The sequence below is a fragment of the Tateyamaria omphalii genome (genome assembly GCF_019802125.1).
Taxonomy (GTDB): domain Bacteria; phylum Pseudomonadota; class Alphaproteobacteria; order Rhodobacterales; family Rhodobacteraceae; genus Tateyamaria; species Tateyamaria omphalii_B.
The window spans coordinates 507,113-525,488 of record NZ_JAHVHT010000003.1 but is presented as its reverse complement, the minus strand read 5'-3'; the positions used below and the strand labels follow the sequence as shown (position 1 = coordinate 525,488).

12 protein-coding genes are annotated in these 18,376 nt (G+C 62.5%); 8 read left to right on the top strand and 4 right to left on the bottom strand.

Annotated elements, in window-relative coordinates; genetic code table 11:
• Positions 1-3: 3 nt before the first annotated feature.
• Positions 4-3,207, bottom strand: coding sequence for an Ig-like domain-containing protein (locus KUV51_RS14990; protein WP_218463136.1), 3,204 nt, complete (start codon positions 3,205-3,207; stop codon positions 4-6).
• A gap of 222 nt (positions 3,208-3,429) precedes the next feature.
• On the opposite strand from KUV51_RS14990, the gene KUV51_RS14985 reads away from it, so the two are divergent.
• The 8 genes from KUV51_RS14985 (at position 3,430) to KUV51_RS14950 (ending at position 13,503) form a co-directional block, all read left to right on the top strand.
• Complete coding sequence (locus KUV51_RS14985; protein ID WP_218463137.1) at positions 3,430-4,530, top strand: DUF4147 domain-containing protein; 1,101 nt, start codon at positions 3,430-3,432, stop codon at positions 4,528-4,530.
• A gap of 307 nt (positions 4,531-4,837) precedes the next feature.
• A complete protein-coding gene (locus tag KUV51_RS14980) occupies positions 4,838-6,790 on the top strand; it encodes a CocE/NonD family hydrolase (protein ID WP_218463138.1) in 1,953 nt (650 codons plus the stop codon).
• 132 nt (positions 6,791-6,922) lie between these two features.
• A complete protein-coding gene (locus KUV51_RS14975; RefSeq protein ID WP_218463139.1) occupies positions 6,923-8,515 on the top strand; it encodes an ABC transporter substrate-binding protein in 1,593 nt (530 codons plus the stop codon).
• 96 nt (positions 8,516-8,611) lie between these two features.
• Positions 8,612-9,568 (top strand): ABC transporter permease, encoded by a 957-nt coding sequence (locus tag KUV51_RS14970; RefSeq protein WP_218463140.1) that lies wholly within the window; start codon positions 8,612-8,614, stop codon positions 9,566-9,568.
• The gene (locus KUV51_RS14965; protein WP_218463141.1) at positions 9,568-9,984 is read left to right on the top strand and encodes a hypothetical protein; all 417 of its coding nucleotides are present in this window, start codon (positions 9,568-9,570) and stop codon (positions 9,982-9,984) included. Before KUV51_RS14970 ends, KUV51_RS14965 begins: the two co-directional genes overlap by 1 nt.
• 19 nt (positions 9,985-10,003) lie before the next feature.
• A complete protein-coding gene (locus KUV51_RS14960; protein WP_218463142.1) occupies positions 10,004-10,822 on the top strand; it encodes an ABC transporter permease in 819 nt (272 codons plus the stop codon).
• Positions 10,823-10,886: 64 nt separating this feature from the next.
• Positions 10,887-12,521, top strand: coding sequence for an ABC transporter ATP-binding protein (locus tag KUV51_RS14955; RefSeq protein WP_218463143.1), 1,635 nt, complete (start codon positions 10,887-10,889; stop codon positions 12,519-12,521).
• Between the two features lie 145 nt (positions 12,522-12,666).
• On the top strand, positions 12,667-13,503 hold the full coding sequence (locus KUV51_RS14950; RefSeq protein WP_218463144.1) for an alkaline phosphatase family protein: 837 nt from the start codon (positions 12,667-12,669) through the stop codon (positions 13,501-13,503).
• A gap of 182 nt (positions 13,504-13,685) precedes the next feature.
• On the opposite strand, the gene KUV51_RS14945 is transcribed toward KUV51_RS14950, so the two are convergent.
• The 3 genes from KUV51_RS14945 to KUV51_RS14935 form a co-directional block, all read right to left on the bottom strand.
• The gene (locus KUV51_RS14945; RefSeq protein ID WP_222522394.1) at positions 13,686-14,156 is read right to left on the bottom strand and encodes a hypothetical protein; all 471 of its coding nucleotides are present in this window, start codon (positions 14,154-14,156) and stop codon (positions 13,686-13,688) included.
• Positions 14,157-14,479: 323 nt separating this feature from the next.
• A complete protein-coding gene (locus KUV51_RS14940) occupies positions 14,480-16,378 on the bottom strand; it encodes an acyl-CoA synthetase (protein WP_218463146.1) in 1,899 nt (632 codons plus the stop codon).
• A 165-nt stretch (positions 16,379-16,543) separates the two neighbouring features.
• Complete coding sequence (locus KUV51_RS14935; protein ID WP_218463147.1) at positions 16,544-18,355, bottom strand: ABC transporter transmembrane domain-containing protein; 1,812 nt, start codon at positions 18,353-18,355, stop codon at positions 16,544-16,546.
• Positions 18,356-18,376 lie beyond the last annotated feature (21 nt).

The window sequence follows — 18,376 nt, the reverse complement described above, 5'->3', positions numbered from 1 at the left end:
GCCTTAGACGACGCCCGTGTTCACGGTGATGTCGTCGTCCAGGATGATCGTGCCCTCGGTACCCAGGCTGTAGACGTCATAGGTGTGGCCATCGACCGTGGTCGACCCGGTGCGCGTGGCACCCGCAATCGTGACCTTGTCGTCGCTGCCGCCATGGATGGTCAGGGTGTTGGTGCCGTCCGACAGATCCAGAAGCTGCGCCTCGGTGATGGTCAGGCTGGCCTCTTCCGCGAATTGCAGTTCCACCGCCTCGATCTGGTAGTTGCCAAGGTTGGCGTTGCCCAGATCAACGGTCGAATTGGCGCTCTCGTCATCCAGCACAACGTAGGTGCCGATGGTGTTGCCCGCCGCATCCTCCGAGCTGACGACCAGGTGCGAACCGTCCGGCACATCGGTCTGGAACTGGAAGTTCGTCTCGCCCAGCACATCGATGTCGACCTGGTTGGCGACGACGTTGGTGATCGACCCATCCGCATTGACCTGCGCGACAGACAGATCGCCATCGCTTTGCTCTGTCGAAATGCCGCGGATCCCGTCAGCATCGCGCGTGTAGCTCGCGATGACCGGCCCGTCTGGAGCTTGCGTGTCGATGCGCACCATGTCGCTGAGCGTATCGGTGTTGCCGACGGCATCTGTGGCCATGACAGTGATGGCTGCATCGTATTCACCACCCGGTATGGCCGCGGGCGGAATATCAAGCGACCATGTGCCGCCTGCATCCACAGTGGCCTCAAGCACGGTGCCGTTGAAATCGACCATCACGGTCGAGCCAGGCTCGACCATGCCGCCCAGATTGATGCCTTCGCGCGCTTCCTCGCCGTTGACAACGTCGTCTCCGGCAATCGGCTTGTTCAGGCTCAGGGCATTGACCAGCGTATCCACCCGCACCGTATCGGTGACAGTCGCGACATTCCCTGCAACGTCAGTCGCGGTAACGGACACGTCCGTGGTGTATTCACCTTGCGGGATCTGATCCGCGGTAAAGGGCGCTTGCCAATTGCCATTCGCATCCACGATGGCAGGCACTGTATGGCTGCCCATTGTGACGGTCACGGTCGAGCCCGGCTCCGTCGTGCCAGTGACGACCGTACCATCCAGACGTTCTGCTTCCGAAATGATGTTGTCGCCCTCAATGGCGTCTGCGGCAACGGACAGGTTGTCGACCCGCGTATCCACATGCACCGTATCGGTGACCGTCGCCGTGTTGCCCGCTGCGTCCGTTGTCGTCGCGCTGATCTGAGCGTCGTAGGTTCCTTCAGGGATCTCGCTTGCAGCAAAGAATGCTTGCCAGGTCCCGTTGGTCCCTGTCACCGTCTGATGTGTGACACCGTGCAGCGTGACATCCACAACCGCGCCCGGATCGGACGTGCCTGACAACACAACGCCGTCGCTCGCCTCTGCCCCGTTGATGACATCATCGCCCTCAACCGGTCCATCCAGCGTCAGAACGCTGGCTTGCGTGTCCACGTTCACCGATTGGGTGACACTCGACATGTTGCCAGCCGCGTCGGTCGCCGTGGCGACCATATCCGAGGTGTAGGTGCCCGAAGGCAATGCGCCCGGTGCAAAAGTCGCCGTCCACGTGCCATCTGCGGCGACCACTGCGGCGGTGGTCACACCAGCCAGTTCAACCGATACGGTCGAGCCCGGCTCGACCACGCCTGTGACGACAAGGCCAGACGCCGCTTCCGCCGCGTTGATCGTGCCATCGCCACCGGCAGTAGAGGTGTATCCAAGCGCATTGACCAGCGTGTCGACCTGAACGTCGCCCGTGGCTGTGGCCGTGTTGCCTGCGGCATCGGTAGCCACCGCGGTCACGGCAACTGTTGTCTCGCCCGAAGGGATGTCGGACGCTGCAAAGGTCGCCGTCCAGTTGCCGGACGCATCGACAATCGCGCTGGTTACAACCGTGCCAAAGGTCACTTCGACAGTCGAACCGGCCTGCGCCGTGCCCGTCAGAGTGACACCATCGGACGCCTCTTCGGCGTTGATGATCCCATCGGTTTCAACGGTCGCGGTTTCCATTGTGACTTCGGCCACAGTATCCACGACAAGCATGTCGGTGATCGTGGTGGTGTTGCCAAAACTGTCCGATGCAACAACGGTGACAGCGGTGGAATACTCTCCATCGGCCAGTGTTCCCGGCTGCCAGGTGGCCTCCCACGTCCCGTCGTCAGCGACGGTGACCGTACGTGTCACACCGGAGATCGTGATCTCCAGCGTCGCGCCCGCCTCGCCCGTACCTTGCAGCGTGACGCCGCCGGACAGCTCACCACCATTGACTACATGCCCGACCGATTCCACCCCGTGGGTGATTGCAACATCGGGTGGCGTCGTGTCGATCACGAATGTCGGACCGGCAATCGTGGTGGAACCACCACCCGTATGCGTGAATTCGGCAACCGTCTCGACCGTGCCATCGCCGGGGAAGGTATCGCCCTCGAAATCCAACTCCCAGGAGCCGTCGTCCCCGATCGTCACCGTTCCCACCTGATCGCCGGCGGTCACTTCGACCGTATCACCCGGCTCTCCAGTGCCAGTGACCGTTACAACATGCGTTGACGTATCGTCGCCGCCAATATCGGTGGATGTGCCCACATCGTTCACAGTGGGATCGGCCGGCACATAGGGAGGCGGGTTGTCGCCGCCACCACCACCGCCGTCACTGCCGGTGCCACCACCGCCGCCGCCACCGCCGAGCAACGCTGCTCCACCAACCACGGCTGCCGCGGCCGCCGCGCCACCGCCCAGCAGGCCCGAGCCGCCAAGCAGCGCCGCGCCCAGCATGGACACTTCCTCGTCATCTGTCACCGGCAGGTTCGCCACTTCCGTCCGACCCAGATAGATCAGATCGTCGGACGGGCTCCACTTGCCCCACTGCTCCGTCGGACCGTACTGCGCAAAAAGCTCGCCATCGGTTGTTTCGACAAAGGCGACCTCGTTCAGATAACCGTCCGCCGAGATGAACAGGCGATTGGCAACGCCCGCATCGTTAAAGTAATTCTCAAGCGTGATCTGGCGCCCGTCGACCAGCGTGATGATAAGGTCATCTCCGCTGCGCTGCTGCCCGGCCAGATCAATTTGCCGAAGATTGAATGAAATTTCTTGCCCGCTTGTCAGCGACACCGCCGTATTGCCATCAACCGGCACGACTCCACGCTGCACTGCGCCCGCACCATTGCGGACGACGAAATCAATCGCCTTCATAACACCACCACTCTCGCCTCAGACCGCTTTATTGCGGACCCTTCTGGTAATCGCGTCGCCGGCCTTGTTTCGCCGTGCTGACCACTTGTTGTGGCGGTAGTGATACGCGAATCATGATTCTAGGGCTAGAGTCTTTTTGTCAAAGCATCACAATTTCCAGCGATTCCGAGTAGATATTGTGCTGATTCGGACTCACATTCACGCAGCGACAAGGGTTCCAACATGGCTGACACCCCAGATCTCCTCGCGCTTTGGCAGGCTGGCATCAAAGCGGTTGAAGGATACGCCGCCGTCAAGACGGCCCTTGAGGAAGACGGCATTTCCAAACCAGACCGTATTGTTGCCGTGGGCAAGGCCGCCACGGCCATGGCGCGCGCGGCCTCGGAACAATGGCCCGACATCCCTTGCCTGATTGTCACGAAGTATCATCACTCGGACAACGCGCCCCCTCAGGCAACGGTCATTGAAGCGGCCCATCCGGTTCCGGATGATGCGTCCCTCGCAGCGGGCCATGCCCTGCTGGACGCCGTGGCAGCCTGCGCGCCGGGAAGCCATCTGCTGATGCTGGTTTCTGGCGGCGCTTCGTCGCTCGCCGAAGTGCCCGAGGGCGACCTCAGCCTCGAAGACCTGCGGGCCGAAACCGAAGCACTGCTGGCCTCGGGCACCCCGATCGGTGACATGAACGCCCACCGCACGGCCCGGTCTCAGATAAAGGGCGGCAAGCTCCTGGCTCGCTTCCAAGGCGCGCGCGTCACCACGCTCGCCCTCTCGGATGTGGAGGGAGACAGTCTCGCCACAATAGGCTCTGGCATCGGGGACGCATCGCCAGATGCGCCCTTCAGTTTCACGCCACACATCATCGCCAGCAACGCAATCGCGCGCGCTGCCATCGCCGACACGTCACCCTTACCCGTGCACACAAACGAAGAGACGCTTTATGCCGACGTGGCGCAACTGGCGCCCCGGCTGGGTCAAATGCTGCGCGACGCAGCGCCTGGCCTGCACATCCTCGGCGGCGAGCCCGTTGTGCACCTGCCCGAAAATCCCGGCCTTGGCGGCCGCAACATGGCTCTTGGTCTCGCACTTGCCCGTGAAATTGCCGGAACGCAGGGTCTGCGCATCCTCGTGGCCGGAACCGACGGCACCGACGGCCCGACGGATGCAGCGGGCGCATTGGTCGATGGTACGACATGGCAGGACGGCGCGGCGGACGCACTCTCCAGTGCCAACGCCTATCCCTGGCTGAAAGACCACGGCGCACTGGTGGTGACAGGACCCACAGGCACGAATGTCATGGACCTGCTGATCGCACACAAGGCCTGATCCAAAGGCCGCTTGCGCGACGACACTCTTCAGGGGGCTCTGCCCCCGCGCGTGCCGCGCTCCCCCGAAGTATTTTCAGCCAGAAGAAGAAAGGGGAAGGCACCTGGCCCTCCCCTCGTGAAGAAAGGCAACCCCTTCTCCTGGCGCGGCCATCGGCGCTTCCGCCTGTACCGCAAATGCAGACTGCAGGGACAAGGTAAACAAATCCCTTCTTCTGGCCGAAAATACTTCGGGGGAGGCCGCAGGCCGGGGGCAGCGCCCCCGACCCCGCTTGACAGCAATGCACGCCGCCGCCCACCTTGCCCTGATGCAAAACACACTGCGCGAGATCGAAGAGCAGCCCGATCTGGGCATCACCCTCAGCGATGGCACGCGCCTGTCCGTCCGCATGTGGCGACCCGTGGACGCCGCCGTCGATCCGGTACCGGTCATTCTGGAATACCTGCCCTACCGCAAGCGCGACGGCACCTGCGCCCGCGATGCGCTCACCCATCCCTACTTTGCCCAGCGCGGCTATGCCTGCCTGCGGGTGGACATGCGCGGCGATGGCGACAGCCATGGGCTGATGCAGGATGAGTACACCCAGCAGGAACTGGATGACGCGGTAGAGGTGATCACCTGGGCCGCCGCTCAGCCGTGGTGCAATGGCAATGTCGGCATGATGGGCATCAGCTGGGGTGGCTTCAACAGCCTGCAGGTGGCCGCTTTGGCACCCGAACCGCTCAAGGCCATCATCACGCTATGCTCCACCGTCGACCGGTTTGCGGATGACATCCACTTCAAAGGCGGCTGCCTGCTGAATGAGAACCTCGGCTGGGGGGCGACGATGTGGAGTTATTCCTCCCGCGCGCCCGATCCCGCCCTGCGCCCCGATTGGCGCGAGATGTGGCTGGAGCGGCTCGAGAACGAACCCTTCCTGCCTTCGGTCTGGCTGCGCCACCAGAGCCGGGATGACTATTGGAAACACGGCTCCGTCTGCGAAAGCTACGACACGATCAAGGCCAAGGTGCTCGCCATCGGCGGTTGGGGGGATTCATACAAGAACGCCGTACCCCAGGTCGTCGAAAACATCCCCGGCGCAAAAGGCATCCTTGGCCCTTGGGTGCACAAGTATCCCCACTTCGCCGTGCCCGAACCCCGCATCGGCTTTCTGCAGGAGGCGCTGCGCTGGTGGGACCGTTGGCTAAAGGGGACAGACACGGGGGTCGAGGATGATCCCGCCCTGCGCAGCTACCTGATGGACGGCGTGCGCCCCGCCACATGGTACACCAACCGCCCCGGGCGTTGGCTCGCCGACGCACAAAGCGAAGAGCGCACCTGGTTTCTGACCGACAATGGGCTCGAACCGGACCAAGGCAGCTTGCACCGCGCGGTGGCGTCACCCCAGGACACAGGCACCGATGCCGGGGAATACTGCGCCATCTGGCTCGGCCCCGAACTGCCCGGCGATCAGAGGCGCGACGACGCGCTCAGCGCCTGCTTCGACAGCGCGCCGCTCGACAGCGACCTGTCCATCACAGGCGCGCCCGTCATCCGCCTGACCCTCAGCGCCGACCAACCCGTCGCCCACATCGCCGTGCGTCTGAACCATGTCCACCCTGATGGCGCCTCCACCCGGATCACCTACGGCGTTCTGAACCTCGCCAAACATCTTGGCCGACCGCTTGCGCCGGGCCAGCAAGAGACGATCCGCCTGCCGCTCGACCACATCGCCTACACGGTGCCTGCGGGCCACCGTATCCGCGTAGCAATCTCGACCGCCTACTGGCCCCTGATCTGGCCCGCGCCAGAAGCTGCAACGGTCACACTGCACGGCGGCTCCATAAGTATAGACTCCTTAACAACCGCCGGCGACTGGACCTTCCCACCGCCTGATGCAGCACCCCCCTGGCAGACCGAAGAGCTCCGCCCCGAAACCCACACGCGCCGCCAGGAAACCGATATGGTCACCGGCATCACCTCACTGGTGATCGAAGACGACTTCGGCAAACTCCGCGACCTCGACCACGGCCTCATCACCGGCTCCATCGCCCGTGAGCGCTGGGACATCCACCCGGACGACCCGCTGTCCGCGCGCGGCACCTGCCACTGGACGGACGAGCTGGAGCGCGACGGCACACGGCTCCGCACCGAAGCCCGCTGTGCCATGTGGTCGGACGCCACCCATTTCCACCTCAGCGCATCAATGGAAGCCTTCGAAAACGACACCCGGATCTACCACCAGGAGATCACCGACAAGATCGCCCGAGACCTGCTCTGACGGCGGCAACCCACGCACGAAGCCGTGCATGCCTCAGGATTCCCCCTTGAAGGGTATCATCAAATGCGTACGCTAACGGTGTAATCAAAAAAACGCGCCGCCAAGGCGCAGGGGACCAACCGGGAGAAACCGATGTCTAACGAATTGAAACACCTGTCCGCAAAGGTGGCGGCAGGGACGATGACGCGCCGCGACTTCATGGCACGCGCCGCGGCCCTCGGCATATCCGCCGCCGCTGCAACCTCGATGCTCGCCACCCCAGCCAAGGCAGCCCCTGTCGCGGGCGGCACCTTCAAGATGGGTGTGCAGGGCGGCGAGTCCACCAACAGCCAGGACCCGGCCACATGGGCTTCCGACGTGCCAATCGCGGGCGGCCAGCTCTGGGGCGAAGGTCTGGTCGAGGTCGAAGCCGATGGCTCTCTCACCGGCCTCGTCGCCGAAAGCTGGGAAGGGTCCGCAGACGCCAAGACATGGCGTTTCAAGGTGCGCCAGGGCATCACCTTCTCCAACGGTCAGGCCGTCACCGCAGAAGACGTGATGAAAACAATGGAGCGCCACTCCAACGAAGAATCCAAATCCGGCGCGCTCGGCATCGTGCAAGGCATCGAGTCGATGCGCACCGATGGTGACGTGTTCGAAGTCACGCTCGCCGTGGGCAACGCCGACCTGCCCTACCTGATGGCCGACTACCACCTGATGATCCAGCCGGGTGGCGGCTTTGACGACCCCGCCGCCGCCATCGGCACTGGCGCTTACACACTGGAAAGCGATGAGCCCGGCGTGCGCATGGTCGCCAAGCGGCGCGACGATTACTGGGGCGGCGACCAGACGGTCACGGCCCACTACGACACCGTCGAAGTCATCGTGCTGAACGACGCCACCGCCCGCACCGCCGCCCTGCAGTCTGGCCAGGTCGATACGATCAACCGGGTCGAACCCAAGATCGCCAAACTGCTCGACCGCGCGCCCACCGTGGACGTGCTGTCCACAGCCGGTCGCGGCCACTACGTCTTCATCATGCATATCGACACCGCCCCGTTTGACGAAAACGAGCTGCGGCTGGCCCTGAAACACGCGCTCAACCGCGAGGAAATGGTCGAAAAGATCCTGCAGGGCTACGGCTCCATCGGGAACGACATGCCGATCAACGCGGCCTACCCGCTCTTTGACGACACGATCCCGCAGCGGACATTCGATCTGGAAAAAGCGGCCGAGCACTACAAGAAGTCCGGCCACGATGGCTCGCCCATCATCCTGCGCACAGCCGACGGCGCCTTCCCCGGTGCGGTTGATGCCGCAGCGCTCTTCCAGCAATCCTGCCAAGCCGCAGGCATCCCGCTGGAAATCAAGCGCGAACCGAACGACGGCTACTGGTCCGAGGTCTGGAACGTACAGCCCTTCTGCTGCTCCTACTGGGGCGGTCGCCCGGTGCAAGACCAGATGTACACCACGGCCTATCTGTCGACCGCGGACTGGAACGACACCCGCTGGAAGCGCCCCGAGTTCGACGCGATGCTGCTCGAAGCCCGCGCCGAACTGGACGAGGCCAAGCGGAAAGAGATCTACTCGAAAATGGGCCGCATGCTGAACGAAGAGGGCGGCCTGATGGTGCCCATGTTCAACGACTTTGTCGATGCGGTCTCGACCAAGGTCCAGGGTTGGGAAAGCGACCCGAACGGCCCGCAAATGAACTGGTACGCGTTCAAGAAAACCTGGAAAGCGTAACCTGAATAAACCGCGCCCGGTCCGTCCGGGCGCGGTTTTTCGTTGCGTGTCGCAGATTTTCGCGCCCACAGGCGCACCCCCAAGAACCGACCTTTCATGCACCCCATCCTGACACTTGTCCTGCAGCGCCTCGGCCTTGGCCTGATCCTGCTGGTCGCCGCCTCCGCTCTGCTGTTCGGCCTGACCGAAATCCTGCCCGGTGACGCAGCCCAGGCCATCCTCGGCCAGGCCGCCACCGCCGAAAGCCTCGCCAACCTGCGCGAGGAAATGGGCCTGAACCGCCCTGCCCTCACCCGCTACTTCGAATGGCTTGGCGGGATCGTCACGGGCGACATGGGCAACGCGCTCACCAACAACCTGCCCATCGCGGATCAGGTCGCCCGGCGCATGTCATCGACCCTGTTCCTCGCCTTCTGGGCCTCCATCATCTCGGTGCCGCTGGCCATCCTTCTGGGTCTCATCGCCGTGCGGTTCCAGAACCGCTGGCCTGACAAGCTGATCTCGGGCGTCACGCTCGCCTCGATCTCGCTGCCCGAGTTCATGATCGCCTACATCCTTGTCTTCTTCTTCGCGGTCAAACTGTTCTGGGCCCCATCCTTCGCCTCGATCAGCCCCGGCATGCCGCTCCTGGAGCAACTCCACGCCATCTCCCTGCCCGTGGCCGTGCTGACGCTGGTGGTACTGGCCCATATGATGCGCATGACACGGGCTGCGATCCTGAACGTGATGCAATCAGCTTACATAGAAACCGCTGAGCTCAAGGGCCTGACCACGTTCAAGGTCATCTACCGCCACGCCTTCCCCAACGCCATCGCACCCATCGTGAACGTGGTGATGATCAACCTCGCCTATCTGGTGGTCGGCGTCGTGGTGGTCGAGGTCGTCTTCGCCTACCCCGGCATGGGCCAATACCTGGTGGACGCGGTCGTCAAACGGGACGTGCCGGTTGTGCTCGCCTGCGGTGTGATCTTCGCTGCCGTGTATATCATCTTGAATATTGTGGCGGACGTTGTGTCGATCTTGGCCAACCCAAGACTAAGGCATCCAAAATAATGCGGATCGCTGGCTATATCTTTGTTTCGATCCTGGTTCTGCCAATTGCGGCGTTCGTATTTTGGTACAACCATTCTGCTGTGAACAATGCAGCGGCCAAATACACTGGTAGAGACACGAAGGCTCTCATCACCAAGCTTGAGAACAAGGGTTTTAAGATCGCTACCAAAAAAGATGACGGCTGGTTTTACACCCAAAGCAACCACCGGCATATTCTTCATCCTATCATTTACAGCTCCCACGCTGACGCGTTGAAAGCATTTTGCCTCAACAACACCTGCGAAATCTTCTCCGCGCGCAAGTCGACACCGTATCTCGGCCTTGCCCAAAAGATGGAACGCATGATTTGGGCCTCCGTGGACGGCACAGTCGAGCTTGTCTTCAACCAACACTACCCTTCGATGGGCAACAAGTGATGTTTGATCGAAAAACACTATGCTAAAAAACATCCCCCTCTCCGCCGCCCTCGGCCTCATCATCACCGGCACATACTTCCTCGCCGCGCTCTTCGCGCCGCTCATCGCCCCCTACGGCATGGCCGAAACCGTGGGCGACGTGTGGGAGCCATCGTCAGCCGCCCATTGGCTCGGCACCGACCAGATCGGGCGCGACCTGCTCACCCGCATGATCTTTGGCGGCCAGACCACGATCTTCATCGCCACCGCCGCCACGATCCTCAGCTTCACCACAGGCTCCGTCCTCGGCTTCCTGGCCGCCGTCTCCGGCGGCTGGGTGGATCAGGTCATGTCACGCCTCGTCGACCTCTTCATGTCGATCCCATCCCTGATCCTCGCCCTCGTCATCCTGTCGAGCATCGAGGCCACGGTGGTCACCCTGATCGTCATCATGGGCCTGCTCGATTCCACCCGCGTCTACCGCCTCGCCCGCGCCGTCGCGGTGGACATCTCGGTCATGGACTACGTCGAAGCCGCCCGGCTCAGGGGCGAAAAGCTCGGCTGGATCATCTTCCGCGAAATCCTCCCCAACGCGCTCTCGCCCCTCGTCGCCGAAATGGGTCTGCGCTTCATCTTCATGGTGCTCTTCATCTCGACACTCTCCTTCCTCGGCATTGGCGTGCAACCCCCGCTCGCGGACTGGGGCGGCATCGTGAAAGAGAACAAGGAAGGTATCAACTTCGGCATCGGCGCCGCCCTCTACCCGGCGGTCGCCATCGCCACGCTGGCGATCAGCGTCAACCTCATCGCCGACTGGATCCTCAACCGCACCACGTCTCTCAAAGGGGGCCGCGGATGACACCTCCTTTCTTCTGGCTGAAAATACTTCGGGGTCCGGGGCAGAGCCCCGGGGATATGCAACCATGACCACACCACTCCTCAAAGTCCGCGGCCTCAAAATCGGCGCCACAGTCTATCCGCCGGGGGAAAAACCGCACGACATCGACATCGTGCACGGCGTCGACTTCGACGTCGAACCGGGCAAGGTGCTGGGACTGATCGGCGAGAGTGGCGCGGGCAAATCCACCATCGGCCTCGCCTCCATGGCCTATGGGCGCGGCGGCGTGAAACTCACCGCCGGCTCGGTCGAGGTCAATGGCCGCGACGTGCTCAAAGCCCCGCTCAAGGACATCCGCAAACTGCGCGGCGCAGAAGTGACCTACGTCTCCCAATCCGCCGCCGCCTCCTTTAACCCGGCCAAGCAGATCATGGAACAGGTGATCGAGGCCGCCGTGGGCCAGGGCAAGTTCACCAAATCCCAAGCCCAGAAACGTGCGGTGGAACTGTTCAAGAAACTCGGCCTCCCCAACCCAGACACGATCGGCACCCGCTACCCGCACCAGGTCTCCGGCGGCCAACTCCAGCGCTGCATGACGGCGCTCGCCCTCTGCCCCGAACCCGACCTCGTGGTGTTCGACGAACCCACCACGGCGCTCGACGTCACCACGCAGATCGACGTGCTCAAAGCGATCAAGGACGCGATCCGCGACACCGGCGTGGCCGCGCTCTACATCACCCACGACCTCGCCGTGGTGGCGCAGGTCTCTGACCATATCATGGTGCTGCGCCATGGGCGCATGGTCGAATACGGCACCACCGATCAGATCATCAACGCGCCGCAGGAAGACTACACCAAGGCGCTCGTCTCCGTCCGCTCGATCACGCACGAGGAAAAACAACCCACCGAACCCGTCCTGCGCGTCGAAGGGATCACCGCCCGCTACAAGGGCACCAGCTTCGACGTGCTGCACGATGTCAGCGTCGACATCAGCCCGGGTCAGACACTGGCGGTGGTGGGGGAATCCGGCTCCGGCAAATCCACCCTCGCACGGGTGATCACGGGCCTCCTGCCCCCCACGGCCGGCAAGATCACCTTCGCAGGCCGCACGCTCAGCCCCGACCAACCCTCCCGCAGCATCGAAGACTTGCGCGAGCTGCAGATGATCTACCAGATGGCCGACACCGCCATGAACCCGCGCCAAACTGTTGGCACGATCATCGGACGCCCCCTCGAATTCTACTTCGGGCTCAAAGGCGTCGAAAAACAAAAACGCATCCAGGAACTGCTGGACGAAATCGAGCTGGGAAAAGGCTTCCAGGACCGCTACCCGGCAGAACTCTCAGGCGGCCAGAAACAGCGCGTCTGCATCGCCCGTGCGCTCGCCGCAAAACCCAAACTGATCATCTGTGATGAGGTCACATCAGCCCTCGACCCGCTCGTTGCAGACGGCATCCTCAAACTGCTCCTGAACCTGCAAAAGATCGAGGACGTGGCATACCTCTTCATCACCCATGACCTCGCCACGGTCAAAGCGATCTCCGACAGCATCGCGGTGATGTACCAGGGCAAGGTCCAGCGCTACGGCACCAAGTCCGAAGTGCTCACGCCCCCCTATGACGACTACACCGACCTCCTGCTCAGCTCGGTGCCGGAAATGAAACTCGGCTGGCTCGAAGACGTGATCGCCAACCGCAAGATGGAAAGCGCCGGCAACTAAGGGACGGCGGGCGGGGCGTCTTTGCCAAGGGCAAAGCGCGTCCGCCCCGGCCCACCCACCAATTTCGCAACCTGACCTGCACAACTGTGTCTTGGTCCCGTCACGCCCGTATGCCTACAGTGCCCTGACACGAAGGGGGCCTGCCATGACCAACAAACTCCTGCTGATCATCCTCGACGGCGTACCGCTGCGCAATTTCCGCCGCCTCTTCGGCAATCTCGAAGGATGGGTGGACAGCGGTGACGCCCAGACATGGACGCACCGCAGCGTCATCCCGTCGATCTCCGCCTCCTGCTATGCCTCGATCCATACCGGTGTCACACCTGCCGAACACGGCTGCACCGGCAACGGCAACGTCTTTCGCCTGACGCACCCGGATGTCTTCGGTCAGGTCCGTAAGACAGGCGGCACCACCGGGGCCGTCGCCCACTCCTTCTGGTCCGAATTCTTCAACCGTCACCCGTTCGATGTCACCCGCGACATCGAATACGACGAGCCGGACAGCGACACGATCAACCACGGGCGCTTCCACACTATGACGGGCTACGGCGCCAACAATCAGATGACGCCCTCAGACGTGGACCTCTTCGGCACGCTCACGAACCTTTGCGCCCGCTTCGACCTCAGCTACGGGATGCTGCACACCTGCACACTCGACAGCATGGGCCACCGCTTCTTCCACGAAAGCCAGGAAATGGACGCTGCCTGTTTCGTCATGGACGAAATGCTGGCCCCCTTCATTCCGCGCTGGCGCGACATGGGGTACGAAGTGATCGTGACCGCCGACCACGGACAGGACGAACGCGGCCACCACGGCGGGCGCGGCGCGCTGCAGCAGGAGACGGCGCTCTACTATTTCGGGGACGCAACGGGGCCGGACGCGGACACCGTCATCGACCAGTTGCAACTCGCGCCCACCATCCTGCATCGCCTCGGCGCAGACATCCCGGACACGATGCAGGCCAAGCCGTTTCTAAGCTAACCGAAGCCCTGCCAGGGGCGGCCCGTGGGCTGCCGCCCCACCGCCCTTTCAGTGCACTTTACCGTTGTCATTTGCCTATGACAGTCCTGCTGCGCCCCAACGGATAGGTAGCGGCAGCCCGCCGGGACGAGCCGGCGCTGGCACGGCGCCTTCGGCTTGATTCCGTGCCCGAGACGCTTCGTTCAAACCGCCGCCTTGTGCGCCGCAAACACCTGCGCCAGATCCGCCGCCTGCTGCATACCCTGCACCCGACGCTGTAACGCCCCCTGCCCGTCAAACAGCAAAAGCGTCACATTCGGCGCATTGAACCGCCGGGCAAAGGCGGCTCCCTCGGGTGTGTTGATGTCCGCCACCAGATACGCCATCCCGCAGTCGTCAAAATCACGCAGCGCCCGCCGCGTCTGTTTCTGCAAGGCCGTGCAGGTCGGACATTGCGGATCATGGATCTGCACGATGGCCAGATCGCCCTTGCCCACGCGGGTCAGGTCGTGCTCCGCCGCATAGGACCGAAACGAACTCACGCCCCAAAACCCACCCCCAAGCACAACGGCAGAGGCAACAGCCCCACCGCCAAGGAGTGACCGGCGCGATACGCCGCCGGAGGGTGCGGGCGACGGCGCAACCGCCTTTGCGCGTTTCTTGGACTTTGGCATGGGCTCTCTCGTTCGCAGATGTTGTCCGACAACCCTACTGCGAAACAGCGGCCAAGACCGCTCACGTCTCTGTCATGTCACGGCAAAGATGACCCGCCCGTTAACGGCCCGGCAGAAAGGTTAACGGCACTGCACATGTGAACAGAAGCTTAACCGGCCACAGCGCCCCAAAATGCGCAGTTTCACGACCAAATATCGCAGTTTGCCAAATCCACCCCGAAATCGGGTGCATTCACAGGCCCCAAAATGTGCAGAAGGCGCGACAAACTTCGCAGTTTCGCGCCTTCCCCGGTCTCACAGCGCACCGCACGGTGCGTTAAGGATTACTCGGCCGCCATCGCCTCCGACGACATTTCCCAGGGCCGGACAAAGTCGCCCAGCACCGTCTGGATCGCGGTCTCGCTCTCGCCATTGGCAACCACTTGCGCCACCAGCCCACGCTTCTTGTCATCGGTCACGGCCACAATCTCCGCCTTCAACCCGGCATCGTTCAGCGCCGCATTGTAGATGCGGGTGATGGCTTCTTTCCGCAGGTCGGGTTTGAAGATCTTGCCAACCGCCGTTTTCGGCAACTCGTCCATAATGGTCATGTGCTTAGGCTGCGCCGCCCGCTCGTGCACATGCTCCTTGCAGAACGCCATCAGCTCATCCGGCGTCACGCTGGCCCCGTCGACAAGCTCGACATAAGCACACGGCACCTCGCCCGAATGCTGGTCTGGCTGCCCGATGGCTCCGGCAAAGGCGACGGCCTCGTGGCCAAGCAATGCCTCTTCGATCTCGGCAGGATCAATGTTGTGACCACCGCGAATGATCAGGTCCTTGGCGCGCCCCGTGATCCACAGATACCCGTCCGCATCGCGGCGGCCCAGGTCGCCCGTGCGCAGGAATTTTTCATTGTAGAACAAGTCCTTGTTCTTATCCGCCTCGGTGTATGTATTGCCCGGCCAGACCCCTGGATTGCTGACGCAGATCTCGCCGATCTCGTCCACACCGGCCTCGATCGGGCCCTCGGGAGTACCCTTGTAGATCTTGACCTCGGTGTAGGGGAACGGGATGCCAACGGACCCGATTTTCTTCTCGCCGTCGATGGGGTTGCCGGACACGAGACAGGTCGCCTCGGTCATGCCATAGCCTTCGACGATCTCGACGCCGGCAGCACTTTCATAGCGCCTGAACAGTTCCTGCGGCAGCGGCGCCGAACCGGAGAACGTGGACTTCACCGTGCCGATATCGGCATCGATCGGGCGCTGCATCATCGCCGCAATAGCCGTGGGAACGGAGGCGATGAAGGTGATCTTCCAGCGCTCGGTCAGCTTCCAGATATTGTCGAACACACCCTCGCCCCGGTAGCCCTGAGGCGTCGGGAAAACGCAGTGCGCGCCGGATGCAACCGCACCCAACAACAACACATGCGCCGCCATCACATGGAAAAGTGGCAATGGCGCCAATATGTTATCTTCGGCGGTCAAAAGCGTGGTCGCCCCGACCCAGCCATTGTAGACCATGCCCGAATACTTGTGCTGCGCGACCTTCGGCATGCCGGTTGTGCCGCCCGTGTGGAAGTAACAGGCAACGCGATCTTCCTGCACGTCCTCAAATTGCAGCGTGGTCGGCTGCTTGGCACATTCGGCGTTGAAGTCCAGATAGGTGACGCCCGGCGCCTTTTCCATCTTCGGACGGATCAGCGGGATGATGAAGGATTTGAGACCCGACACGTGGCCCAGCAGATCGACCTCGAGCACGGTCTTGACGTTGGGCGCCAGCTTGACCGCCTCGGACATCTTCTGCGCCACGTCCGTCTTGGGGAACGCGCGCAGGGTGACAAGGACCTTGGCATTTGTTTCGCGCAGGATGGCACCGATCTGCTCGGCATCCAGCAGCGGATTGATGGGGTTCACGATGCCAGCGGTCGCACCGCCCAGCAGTGTCACGATGGTCTCGGTCGCATTGGGCAGAACATAGGCCACGACATCTGTCGGTCCGATACCATGACTGCGCAACATGTTGGCGCATTGCGCGGTACGGCCTTGCAATTGGGTCCAGTTCAGCGTCTCGGCCTTGGACTTCGGATCCGAGAATATCTGGAAGCTGACAGCGTTGTGGTTGGGGAACTTTTCAGCCGTGTTGCTGAGCATACCAAAGAGGGTCTTGGCGACGTCACGCTCTTCCCATGGCATTTCGTTTTCAATGGCATCGCGGTCCGCGAACCCGGCATATGTCATGGTCTTCCTCCCTGTAGCGCCATGTATTTATTCGTGTTGGCGCATTGATCCCTCGTCCAACAAGATGCGGTGGATTGCCGCAATGTTCAAGCATTGCAAGGGGTCAGCGTCCGGTCGGACGCGGCGTCAGATCGGGTGACCTTGGGTCAAAGCTGTATGTACGCGCTACTCGGCGGCGACCCCATCCGTGAACTGCAATCGCGCGAGACGGGCATAGAGACCGTCTTCGGCCACAAGCTGGTGATGCGGCCCCTGGGCCACGATGCGCCCCTGATCGAGGACGACAATCCGGTCCGCCATCTTCACGGTGGCGAGACGGTGCGCCACGATCAGCGTCGTGCGCCCCTGCGCTAGCGTATCCACCGCCTCCTGCACCGCACGCTCGCTTTCTGCATCCAGCGCGCTTGTCGCTTCGTCCAGCAGCAGGACCGGCGCATCCCGCAGGATCGCACGCGCAATGGCGATACGCTGCTTCTGTCCACCGGACAGCATTACGCCACGTTCACCGAGCGGGCTGTCGTACCCCTGCGGCAACGCACTGATGAACTCATGCGCCGCGGCCGCCTGCGCCGCGGCCTGTATCTCTGCCGCAGTGGCACCCGGTCGCCCGAAGGCGATGTTTTCGGCGGCAGATGCGGCAAAGATGATCGGATCCTGTGGCACAAGCGCGATCTGTTGGCGGAATGCCTCGCGCGCCATCTCGGCAACGTCCACACCGTCCAGCAAAACCCGCCCGTCCTGGGGATCGTAGAACCGCAGAAGCATCTGAATAATCGTCGTTTTCCCAGCCCCGGACGGACCGACAAAGGCGACCGTTTCACCCGGCTGAATGTCGAGCGTCACACCATCCAGCGCATTGATCCCGGGCCGCGCGGGATAGGCAAAGCGTACATCCTCGAACTGAATATGCCCCTTGACCGGCGATGGCACAGGTGCTGGTGCAGCCACATCTTGCACCGCATCCTCGACCTGCAACAACTCCACCAATCGCTCCGTCGCACCGGCCGCGCGCTGCAATTCTCCGATGATTTCTGACAGAGCCGCCACGCCCCCGGCCACCATCACAGCGTAGATCACGAACTGGATCAGCGCGCCCATGGTCATCACATCCGACCGGACATCGTTCGCACCAATCCACAGCACCCCGACAATCCCGACAAACACAAGGAAGATCACGATGGCAGTCATCAAGGCCCGCACCGCGATCCGACGACGGGCCGAACCAAAGCTCAACTCCGTCACGTCCGAAAACATCGCTCGGCTGGTTGCCTCGTGGGTGAAGGCCTGCACCGTCTGCACGGCGCTCAACTGTTCCGAGGCACTGCCGGACGAAGCAGCAATCCAGTCCTGGTTCTCGCGGCTCAACACGCGCAGGCGCCGCCCGAGCACGAGGATCGGCACCACGACAGCAGGCACGATCAGCAGAACAAGCCCCGTCAGTTTGGCAGACGTCAGCAGCATCAGGATCAAACCGCCGATAAAAATCAACACGTTACGCAGGGCGATGGAGATGGACGAGCCAATCACGCTCAAGATCAGCGTGGTGTCGGTGGTGATCCGGCTCAAAACCTCGCCCGTCATGATGTTTTCATAGAAACTGGGCGACATGCCGATCACGCGGTCGAAAACGGCCTTGCGGATGTCGGCAACGACCCGTTCGCCGAGCCGCGTGACAAGCATGTATCGAACGGCGGTGCCGATGGCCAAAAGCCCAGCTATGCCGATGGCGGCAAGAAAATAGAGATCGAGGATTTCCGAATGCTCGGTATTGAAATTGTCCACCACCCGGCGGACAGCCAGGGGCAGCGTCAGCGACACGATGGCCGTCGACACGAGCGCTGCAATCGCCGCGCACATGAGCTTCCAATAGGGCGCAACAAAGGGCCAAAGCGCGCGCAAGGCGCCAATCTGCTTGGATTTTTCGCGCTCTTCCGTGCCCGGGTTGGGCGGTGCGGCGGCGGTCGTCTGGTCGGCCATGCGGTCTCCGGAAACTACTCA

Bases quoted from the DNA above. Each gene is read 5' to 3' on its own strand.
- KUV51_RS14950 (WP_218463144.1), top strand. From the start codon at position 12,667: ATGACCAACAAACTCCTGCTGATCATCCTCGACGGCGTACCGCTGCGC.
- KUV51_RS14970 (WP_218463140.1), top strand. From the start codon at position 8,612: ATGCACCCCATCCTGACACTTGTCCTGCAGCGCCTCGGCCTTGGCCTG.
- KUV51_RS14940 (WP_218463146.1), bottom strand. From the start codon at position 16,378: ATGACATATGCCGGGTTCGCGGACCGCGATGCCATTGAAAACGAAATG.
- KUV51_RS14945 (WP_222522394.1), bottom strand. From the start codon at position 14,156: ATGCCAAAGTCCAAGAAACGCGCAAAGGCGGTTGCGCCGTCGCCCGCA.
- KUV51_RS14935 (WP_218463147.1), bottom strand. From the start codon at position 18,355: ATGGCCGACCAGACGACCGCCGCCGCACCGCCCAACCCGGGCACGGAA.
- KUV51_RS14980 (WP_218463138.1), top strand. From the start codon at position 4,838: ATGCAAAACACACTGCGCGAGATCGAAGAGCAGCCCGATCTGGGCATC.
- KUV51_RS14960 (WP_218463142.1), top strand. From the start codon at position 10,004: ATGCTAAAAAACATCCCCCTCTCCGCCGCCCTCGGCCTCATCATCACC.
- KUV51_RS14975 (WP_218463139.1), top strand. From the start codon at position 6,923: ATGTCTAACGAATTGAAACACCTGTCCGCAAAGGTGGCGGCAGGGACG.
- KUV51_RS14955 (WP_218463143.1), top strand. From the start codon at position 10,887: ATGACCACACCACTCCTCAAAGTCCGCGGCCTCAAAATCGGCGCCACA.
- KUV51_RS14965 (WP_218463141.1), top strand. From the start codon at position 9,568: ATGCGGATCGCTGGCTATATCTTTGTTTCGATCCTGGTTCTGCCAATT.
- KUV51_RS14985 (WP_218463137.1), top strand. From the start codon at position 3,430: ATGGCTGACACCCCAGATCTCCTCGCGCTTTGGCAGGCTGGCATCAAA.
- KUV51_RS14990 (WP_218463136.1), bottom strand. From the start codon at position 3,207: ATGAAGGCGATTGATTTCGTCGTCCGCAATGGTGCGGGCGCAGTGCAG.